This is a genomic window from Rhizobium mesoamericanum STM3625 (genome assembly GCF_000312665.1).
GTDB classification, from domain to species: domain Bacteria; phylum Pseudomonadota; class Alphaproteobacteria; order Rhizobiales; family Rhizobiaceae; genus Rhizobium; species Rhizobium mesoamericanum.
In genome coordinates this window covers 3,044,036-3,052,944 of record NZ_HF536772.1, presented here as the reverse complement: position 1 = coordinate 3,052,944, position 8,909 = coordinate 3,044,036, and the positions used below count along the sequence as shown (strand labels likewise).

Annotated in this window: 8 protein-coding genes and 3 pseudogenes; 7 read left to right on the top strand and 4 right to left on the bottom strand. The window is 58.0% G+C overall.

The features are described from left to right. Nucleotides 1-207: pseudogene (locus BN77_RS34385) on the bottom strand (epoxide hydrolase); the annotation flags it as partial. A 226-nt stretch (nucleotides 208-433) separates the two neighbouring features. Between BN77_RS34385 and BN77_RS15020 the strand changes: the two are divergent. Both BN77_RS15020 and BN77_RS15015 read left to right on the top strand, forming a co-directional pair. Then, nucleotides 434-1,417 (top strand): AraC family transcriptional regulator, encoded by a 984-nt coding sequence (locus tag BN77_RS15020; protein WP_007533293.1) that lies wholly within the window; start codon nucleotides 434-436, stop codon nucleotides 1,415-1,417. 118 nt (nucleotides 1,418-1,535) lie between these two features. Further along, nucleotides 1,536-2,222 carry a VOC family protein gene (locus tag BN77_RS15015; protein ID WP_007533292.1) on the top strand — a complete coding sequence of 229 codons (687 nt, stop codon included), beginning with the start codon at nucleotides 1,536-1,538 and terminating at the stop codon, nucleotides 2,220-2,222. Nucleotides 2,223-2,501: 279 nt separating this feature from the next. Here BN77_RS15015 and BN77_RS15010 read toward each other — a convergent pair whose 3' ends face one another. Both BN77_RS15010 and BN77_RS15005 read right to left on the bottom strand, forming a co-directional pair. Beyond that, complete coding sequence (locus tag BN77_RS15010; RefSeq protein WP_007533288.1) at nucleotides 2,502-3,281, bottom strand: alpha/beta fold hydrolase; 780 nt, start codon at nucleotides 3,279-3,281, stop codon at nucleotides 2,502-2,504. Nucleotides 3,282-3,341: 60 nt separating this feature from the next. After that, nucleotides 3,342-3,620, bottom strand: a pseudogene (locus BN77_RS15005) (SDR family oxidoreductase); the annotation flags it as partial. Nucleotides 3,621-3,773: 153 nt separating this feature from the next. On the opposite strand from BN77_RS15005, the gene BN77_RS15000 reads away from it, so the two are divergent. From BN77_RS15000 to BN77_RS14985, 5 genes and pseudogenes are all read left to right on the top strand, one after another. Then, entirely contained in the window at nucleotides 3,774-4,487 is a 714-nt protein-coding gene (locus BN77_RS15000) for an SDR family NAD(P)-dependent oxidoreductase (RefSeq protein ID WP_007533284.1), read from the top strand. Between the two features lie 400 nt (nucleotides 4,488-4,887). Continuing rightward, nucleotides 4,888-5,187, top strand: a complete 300-nt coding sequence (locus BN77_RS34825) for a thioredoxin domain-containing protein (RefSeq protein ID WP_007533282.1) — start codon at nucleotides 4,888-4,890, stop codon at nucleotides 5,185-5,187. A gap of 25 nt (nucleotides 5,188-5,212) precedes the next feature. Continuing rightward, a complete protein-coding gene (locus BN77_RS14990; RefSeq protein ID WP_007533280.1) occupies nucleotides 5,213-5,461 on the top strand; it encodes a tautomerase family protein in 249 nt (82 codons plus the stop codon). 102 nt (nucleotides 5,462-5,563) lie between these two features. Beyond that, nucleotides 5,564-5,717 (top strand): annotated as a pseudogene (locus BN77_RS34820) (type 1 glutamine amidotransferase domain-containing protein); the annotation flags it as partial. 658 nt (nucleotides 5,718-6,375) lie between these two features. Continuing rightward, a complete protein-coding gene (locus BN77_RS14985; RefSeq protein WP_007533276.1) occupies nucleotides 6,376-8,133 on the top strand; it encodes an MOSC and FAD-binding oxidoreductase domain-containing protein in 1,758 nt (585 codons plus the stop codon). Between the two features lie 217 nt (nucleotides 8,134-8,350). Here BN77_RS14985 and BN77_RS14980 read toward each other — a convergent pair whose 3' ends face one another. Next, the gene (locus BN77_RS14980) at nucleotides 8,351-8,617 is read right to left on the bottom strand and encodes a DciA family protein (RefSeq protein ID WP_007533274.1); all 267 of its coding nucleotides are present in this window, start codon (nucleotides 8,615-8,617) and stop codon (nucleotides 8,351-8,353) included. Nucleotides 8,618-8,909 lie beyond the last annotated feature (292 nt).

Below are 8,909 nucleotides of genomic sequence, written 5' to 3'. Positions count from 1 at the left end.
TGTTTCTTTTTCGGGCAGGCGCGTGGCCAGAAGACGGTTGTGGAGATCGGTCAATTGCTCGTCCGACGCTTTGAATTGGAACGGTCTGATCGCCTCGTTGTCTCCGGCGGACACGGCAATTTTCCCTGCGAAGAGACCGACAGTGCCTGCGACCGCAGCGCTAGCGAGAACGGTACGGCGCGTGATCATAGATGATATCGATGACATGACACTTCCTCCTTTTCTCGATTACCCGAACAGGAGGTCACACAATCAATCGAGTTGCTATGCGATAAGCGAAAAGCCCTTGTTTTCGTTTTTCGCATAGTCACGGAGGCACGCCCCTTCACCGACGAAGAGGTTTAGGACATCCGCAACTCACGGATCGTTGTACAGACGAAGCTCGCCCACTAAAATCCCGTAGCATTATGCTTCAAGGGTATGGGGCGTGATCATGGGATTCCTGGGGACACACCGGATTTTTGCCAGCGGCGATCTCGACGAAGGCGCGGAATTCGCAGGTCAGGTCTGGGAGAGAAACCGGAGCGTCAAGGTCGACCACCTCCGCTACGGCATCCGGTGGAACCAACTGGATATGGGGAACGTCGGCTTTTCCTACATCGAGCATGACTGCGCCGTGGATTTAACGGCAGAAGGGCCACTTTCCGATCACTTTCGCCTTTTCCTGCACGAGGGTGGCTCCATTCGTCACCGGGTAGCTGGCAATATATTTCACTCGCATCCGGCCAACGCAGTCATCCACGCTCCTGGGTCTGACCTCCATCTCGACATCAGTCCCTTCAAACTCCTTCTCCTGACGGTCGACGGCGATCTAGTGAAATCCTCCGTTGAACAGCGGTTCCGCAAGCTGCCGGAGTTTGCCAATTGGCTCAATGTGTTGCCGGACACCGCGCGCGTACAGGCCCTGCGTTCCATGGCGAAATGGATGGCTGGCGAAGTCGAGCGCCCGGGTTCGCCGGTAGCGGAAGCGGGGAAATCACGCCTTTACGCCGAGCGTCTCCTTGTAAGCCTCATTGTTGACTGCATAAGCGAAGCATCACCTGAAACCTCAGAACCCGTGCGGCATGTCAGCCAGGTTCAGGTGCGAAGCGCCGAGGAGTGGATCGACGCTCATCTGACAGATCCCATAACCATCGAAGAAATAGCAGCCGCAAGTGGGGCGGGCGTCCGTTCATTGCAGCTCAGCTTCAAGCGGGTTCATGGATGCTCGCCTCACGAATTCCTGGCTAGACGCCGGCTCGAGGAGGCACGGCGGAAGCTCTTGGCGGCATCACCGGGATCAACCGTAACCGGGATCGCGATGGACCTCGGGTTTTTCGAGCTAGGCCGATTTGCTGAGCGTTACAGGCGGCATTTCGGGGAAACTCCCTCGGCTACCCTCGCGCAAGGTGAGGGGCGGCATCGTCTCTCTCACTGAGGAGAAAGCTTAGACGGCGGTCTTCCGTTGGCGTAAAATGTACGCCGCCGGCCAATAGCCCCGGGCCTGCCGGGAGATATACACCACAGTGCAGCTCATCTAACCAAGGAGACTCCACATGAGTAACACCGAGGTTCGCAGCGAAACTTCACCCCAGTCTACCGGTGTGCGCGGCTTCGACATGAAGCTGGAAGTAGTCGTCGTCCCGGTTGCCGACGTCGATCGGGCCAAGAGCTTTTACGCGAGCCTTGGCTGGCGGCTCGACGGAGATTATACCGCTGATGATGACTGGCGCGTAATCCAGTTCACGCCGCCCGGATCGGGATGTTCGGTGATCTTCGGGAGGAATGTCACTTCGGCTGCGCCTGGCTCCGCGCGGGGTCTGTACCTGATTGTCTCCGACATCGCCGCCGCGCGCGAGGAACTGCTGGGGCGCGGTGTGAGGGTCAGCAAACTGTTTCATCCAGGAGAAGTGAACACCGGCACCGACGAACCGTATCTATTCGGAAGCCGGAGAGTAAGCGGTCGTGATCCGGACGGCCGCACCTACAGAACCTACGCTTCCTTCGATGATCCTGATGGGAACGGCTGGTTGTTACAGGAGGTTACCAGTCGCTTGCCGGGTCGTATCGACACAGGCGGGGCGGCCTTCGTCTCATCGGCCGAACTCGAGGCAGCGCTGCGGCGCGCGTCGGAGGCTCATGGCGAACACGAGAAGCTGACTGGGCAACACGACGACGGTTGGCCGAGCTGGTATGCGGAATACATGGTACGGGAACAAACAGGGGAGCCGTTGCCCACCTAGCCATCACCGCAGGGGGAGACCAGCGTCGAGCGAACCATCCGACCGATAGCCATGAACCGGAAGAACGCGCTCTTCGCGGGAGGCAATGCATTGCCGAGCTCGATATGCATTTTCATCATGAAATCACGACCACCGGGTCGGAGGTGCAATCTTCCGGACGGCCGTGGGAGCGAGCTATGGACTCCGGGACAGCGGTGAGAGACCCGTCCTCCCGGAGTTTCGGTCGTTCTATTTCGACGATGGAGGACTGCTTGTCCGGCACGACTACGAAGTCCGATGTCATGATTGCCCGGCAGCTTCCAGAATGAGCTTGGTGATCTCATTCGCATGTGAAATGAGCGACAGATGGCTGGATTTGAGTTCGATGGCTTTGGCGCCCATGCGTCTGGCCATGAAACGCTGCAGGTCTGGATTTATCGTCCCATCTTGCGTCGAAACCGCGTAGTAGGTTGGCTTCGAGCGCCAGGCAGCGTTTGAGGTTTTGCCGGTGAGCAACGCCTTTTGGAACGGTTGTTGAACGGCATAGAGAACCCTTGCCCTGGCCTCGGGAAGGTCGCCCCCGAAATCGCGCAGGAACGCTTCTTCCGTCAGCCGTCCTTTGTCGCCGTCAAAGACAATGCCCGCGGTTGCGGGTGGTGTCGGGTAGGTTTTTGCCAAAGCTGCATAGTCCTCACCTGCATCCGGTGCTCGGGCAGCGACATAAACCAGTGAAGAGACGTTCGGATGTACGCCTGCTTCGGTGAGGATCATCCCCGAAAAGGAGTGGCCGACAAAGACAGTCGGACCGTCCTGCCGGTCGAGGATGCGCCGGGCGGCCGCCACGGCATCGGGCAGCGTGGTGAGCGGGTTCTGGACCGCCGTGCAGTTTAGGCCCTTCGCTTGCAGCCGGCCGATAACATCGGTCCAGCATGATCCGTCGGCGAAAAGTCCGTGCACGAGAACGACATTGCGCGCCTTTGGCACCGTGGGTATGCCGGCCAGGCCGGTACGTATCGCAACAAATGACGTGGCACCACCGACGAGCAAAGTTTTCGAAAATGTGCGTCTGTTCATCATCATGATCGAATCTCCATCGTTTGGAAGCGGGAGGATTATTTGAACTCGGTCCGGAGCAGCATCTCAGAATGACATGCCGCCAGAGACCTTGATGCGTTGGGCATTGACCCGGCGGTTGTCCTCCGAGAGCAGCGAGGCAATCATCGGACCGATATCGTCGGGCAGGCAGGCGCTTCCCAGCGCCGTCATTTCCGCGACACGCTGATTCAGTTTCGGATTGTCGCGCACCATACCGCCGCAAAAGTCGGTCTGGATGGCGCCGGGCGCGACGACAACAGGAACGATGATGGAAGTCAGGCCGCTGGATATGTTAACGATCCGGCCGCCGTCATTGATCAGCGGAGCAGGAAGCATGCCGTGATTATTCCGAATTACGGATGAGTGTTGCCCTCAGCCCGTCAATTCTCCCGTACATCGAGTGCATCTAAATCATAGGCACCGACGCCGCTGGCGTTGGACCGAAAATCGGCCGTCGCACATGAAAGGATGCAGATCATGAGCAATCATCAGAAAGTAGCCATCGTCACTGGCGCGTCCCAGGGGATCGGCGAAGGCCTTGTCCGGGGATACCGCGCGAAAGGCTACAATGTTGTAGCGACATCACGTTCGGTGAAGGCAGGCCCCGACGCCGGGGTTCATGCCGTCGCAGGAGATATCGCAAACCCCGAGACCGCCGAGCGTGTGGTAAGAGAGGCGATCGAGCGCTTCGGCAGGGTCGACACCCTTGTAAACAACGCCGGTGTTTTCACTGCAAAGCCTTTCGTCGACTTCACGCAGGAAGACTACGATCTCAATTTCAACGTCAATGTTGCAGGGTTCTTCCACATCACACAGCGCGCCGCTCGGCAGATGTTGAAGCAGGGTTCTGGTCACATTGTGACGATTACGACAAGCCTGGTTGATCAGCCCATCGCTGGCGTACCCGCTGCACTAGCCTCGCTGACAAAGGGCGGGCTGAATTCGGTCACAAAGGGGCTCGCGCTTGAATATGCGAAGACCGGGGTGCGTGTGAACGCTGTTTCCCCGGGCATCATCAAGACCCCGATGCACTCTCCTGAGACGCACGAGTTCCTCTCCGGACTTCATCCCGTTGGCCACATGGGCGAGGTCAGCGATATCGTAGACGCCGTTCTCTATCTGGAAGGCGCAGGGTTTGTCACTGGCGAGATCCTTCGCGTGGATGGCGGCCAAAACGCGGGTCGCTGGTAGGCGTCAAGTGCAATGCGGCGGCTCCGCGAGATTCCGGGGCCTTCGCCAACTCCATAGATAGGACAGGCTATGGAACTGGTATTAGTGGCTGATCCCATGTGCTCTTGGTGCTACGGGTTCGGCAAGGAAATGGAATTGCTCCTTGAACAGCGTCCAGATGCGGAGCTGAAAATTCTTCTAGGAGGCCTAAGGGCAGGGCGACCGACATCCTGGACGATGCCGGGAAGCAGTTCAGACTGCATCACTGGGCGAATGTCGAAGAAGCAAGTGGTCTCCCATTCAATAGAGAAGCGTTGATGGCAAGGAAAGGCTTTGTGTATGACACAGACCGATCTGCCGAGCCGTCGTCACGGCTAGGATACTCCGGCCGGATGCAGACCTACTGAAGGTCTTTCGGGCAATGCAACATGCCTTCTACGTGGACGGTCTTGACACTACGGACGGTGAAGTACTTGCGAAAGTGGGTATGGAAGCACTTGTATTCCAGGGCTTTCCAGTCTCGAAGGACGGTTTCCTGGATACGTGGACGCGACGCAGCACAATCGAGGAAACCGCGTCCGACTTTGCATCGGCGAGGGCAATGGGCGTCACAAGCTTCCCGGCATTGTTCGTCCGGAAGGACACAACGCTCGCCAGAGTTGGCTCGGGATACGCCCATGTCGACGCTCTGCAGCAACATTTGAAGGACCTCGGCTACTGAGCCGAAGCAACGAAAGGACGACACAATGCCGATCGTGAATATTCAGGTCACACGCGAGGGTACGACGCCCGAGCACAACTCCGTGACTGCCGAGGAAAAGGCTCGCATTATTGCAGGCGTTAGCAACGTGCTCCTCGAGGTGCTCAAGAAGCCACTTGAATCCACGTTTGTCGTGATAGAAGAGGTGGATCTCGACAACTGGGGTTGGGGCGGCCTCCCGGTACCCGAGTTCCGGAAGCTCTCTAGTCAGCCGAAGAGTGAACCCGCTCGTTAATTGCGGGAAAGCGCCTTCCGGATTGCGCTTTCGAGAGCTCGTCCTGAGAGGCTTGAAAAAACAATCCAGGGCGCCCTGTGGGATCGATTGTGATCGCACGCCATCGTCGAGGACGAGTTGAAGCGGCTCGGAGGACAGTTCGAGAAGAAGCCCAATTGGGAAAGCTTCGCGATCACGGATGGCCGACTCATCACAGGGCAGAATCCCGCGTCCCTCTACGGCGGGGGCGCAGGCATTGGTCAAGCTTCTATCCAATTCGAGGGAAACGCTTCGCTCTACCGCTAGGGCGGCGCAACGCGGCGGGCCGCGAAGACGTACTCTCGGCCCTCCACGTTGTTTTTGCCATTACGAGCAACGCGTTCTTCTCCGGATCGTGCGATGCCTCACCTTATCGATAAATCGGCGGGATAAAGCTTCCCACTTGTCGCAATCGCCATAGCGCTAATCGCAATGGTTTTCCCGCTTGCGGTTGTCCGTCATCCCTCGGCACCCAGTCGTGTCTTCATTCCGGGGAGCGATCATGCGAAGATGGCTGGCATGGGGGATCGAACCGGAACCGTCTTTTGGGATCTTCTGTCTTACGACGAGAGCACGAATGGTTAGTTGCTTCGACCACCGCCGTCCTGCGCCACTACGGCCCGAAGAGGTTTCACTGCTCCGTCAGATACTGGAGTTCCATTGTGAGAAGGTGGGTCTCGACCGCAACAGTGAACAAGCCCTGCAGAAGGCGCGGGAGCTCATAGGCTTTTTCCAAGCGGGGGTGTCTGAACAGCATTGTCTGGTGCTGTTGCTAGAACGATCTGTCTCATCTGCGACTGCGCCGTCGCAGGACTTAGACAACGCTTTGTAAGACCAGACGTCAGGATTTCAAAGGGTTGATGTATTCGTGTTTGCAATGAGCAGGAGATAGGGACATGGTTCGCCTTCTTTCACTCAACGTCGGCCTTCCGCGCGCAGTCGAATGGCGTGGCCGAATTGTCAATACGGCGATCTGGAAGTCTCCTGTTCGCGGGCCTGTGACGGCAAGAAAGCTGAACATCGACGGTGACGGACAGGCCGATCGGACGGGGCACGGCGGAGAGAACCGGGCGGTGTTTGTGTATCAGATCGACTCCTATCGGTATTGGGAGTCTTACCTGGGTCGATCGGCTTTCGAGTACGGCTACTTCGGCGAGAACTTCACGGTCGAAGGACTGTCCGACGACGAGGTTTGTATTGGAGACCGCTACAGGGTCGGGGAGGCGCTATTTGAAGTGTCTCAGCCTAGGGTGACCTGCTATCGGCTCGGAATTCGGACGGGCGTGCCAGAGATGGCGGCGCTGGTTGTCGCGCATGGCAGACCTGGCTTCTATCTTCGTGTGATCGAAGAAGGCGTCGTGCAGAGTGACGACGAGATCACCCAGACCCTTTCAGGGGATGGCGGGATGACCATCTCGGAGATCAACTCGCTTCTCTATAAGCCCGGACATCCCCGCGATCGCCTCGCTGTTGCTGCCCGGCTTCAGACGCTGAGTGAGGGATGGCGGGCCTCATTCGAAGCCCTTCTGAAGGAGACAGAGAATGTGGACAGCGGAGGCAACGCGGGGCTCACCAGCGCGTCGCGACTTCCTGTAGCTTGGAAGGGCTTTCGTGAGTTCCGGGTATCGAAGAAAAGTCTCGAAACCGACTACGTCACCTCTCTTGAGTTAGTGCCAACGGATGGCGAGCCGCTACCTGAATACGCCGCAGGGCAATTTGTTGTATTGCGCTTGGATCCAAGATCTAATCCGACAATGCTCCGGAGTTACTCTCTTTCCGGACGGCAAGACGGATCTCATTACAGGGTCAGCATCAAGCGGGAGTCCCACGGTGCGGCAAGCCGATTTGTTCGCGACAGATTGCAGGCTGGGGATATCGTTAGCGCGAGCGCTCCACGAGGGAGCTTCACGCTCTCTAATGGCGATGGTCCCGTTGTGCTCATCAGCGTTGGCATTGGCATAACACCACTGCTATCCATTCTACATCAGATGGCCAAAGTGAACTCCGCCCGCCCAGTCTGGTGGGTACACGGTGCGAGGAATGGTGCCGAAAGGGTATTTTCCCAGGAGACACGGGAGTCGCTTGAATTGCTTCCCAACGCACGCCGAATGATCTTCTACAGCGCTCCGACAAACGCGGACGTCCCTGGTTCCGACTTCGACGTTGCGGGCAGGATTACGGCCGGCGCACTTGGAGCGATGGGGATACCGCGGGAGGCGGACTTCTTCGTCTGTGGCCCATCGGAGTTCCAACGTGACATCGAGGCAGGAATGCGCGCCCTGGGCGTCGAGGCAGGGAGAATTCACAGCGAGACGTTTGGATCGGCTCCTCCTATCACGCCAGGAATCGCAGAGGTTCGAAATCGCACCCCGCATCGACCTGAGGGCCTCACTGGGTCTGGTCCGATGGTTTCATTCGCCCGAAGCGGGATCGATGCGGCGTGGGACGTGAGATTCGGGAGTCTGTTGGACTTCGCCGAGGCCTGCGACGTTTCGGTGCGCTGGGCTTGCAGAACTGGCGTGTGTCACACGTGCGAGACTGCGATGGTCTCTGGTCAGGTTGGCTACGGCCCGGATCCGATAGACAATCCTGCTGACGGTAACATTCTTCTGTGTTGTTCGCGACCGACCACCGATGTGGTCATCGATCTCTGATCTGAAGAGCGGTTTGCGTTGTCTCACCCCTTGCTAGACCTAAGATTCGGGCCAAGTCCGGAGACATTCTCCAGCGTCGTGCAACATGGTGGACCACGCGGGGTCGACGAGAGTGAGGATTACCGCTGTTGAGCATTATGATCACTGCCAAAAGGACCAAAAGAGCCTGATGCGGGCCCATCCCACGGCGAATGACTTCGCGGCCGTCCACTGCCAGTCACTGTTGATTAAAGCCCGGCGTGATGATCGGAGAGGCGTCGCCCGCCATCTTCCCGTCGGCATCTTCGCCAGTAGGTCTTCCGCGCCGATTTTTGAGGTATCCGGCAATGTCGCCTTCGCATGCCTTGTTGAGATCCTCGGCGGAATAGCCAGCGGCTTCGGCTTCCGCTCGGATGATCTCGGCTTGCTGTTCGATGGTGGCATCATCACCAAGGTTCACATCGTCGTTCACATGCTCGTCGAGCCAGTCGCTGATGTTCTTCATCGCATCCTCCACACAGGGAGCGCAGCCGGGGGCCGCATCCGTACATCGATAACGTTGGACAGCGGTGGAGGTTGCGGAGGCGGGGCGCCGATGCCTCTCTGTTTTGAAGGATTCGTACGTGGATCCTTTCGGTCCTTTTCATTGTCGGTATCTTTGCTTCGCGCGCTTCTTGCTCGGCCATTACTTAATAATAACAAACGCCGCCAATAACCCCCCTTTGCAGTCGATTGTAGCGCCCTGTTGTTCGCGCCCCGTTCAGATCCTGGTCGAACCGAGTGGGCGGGGATGCCCT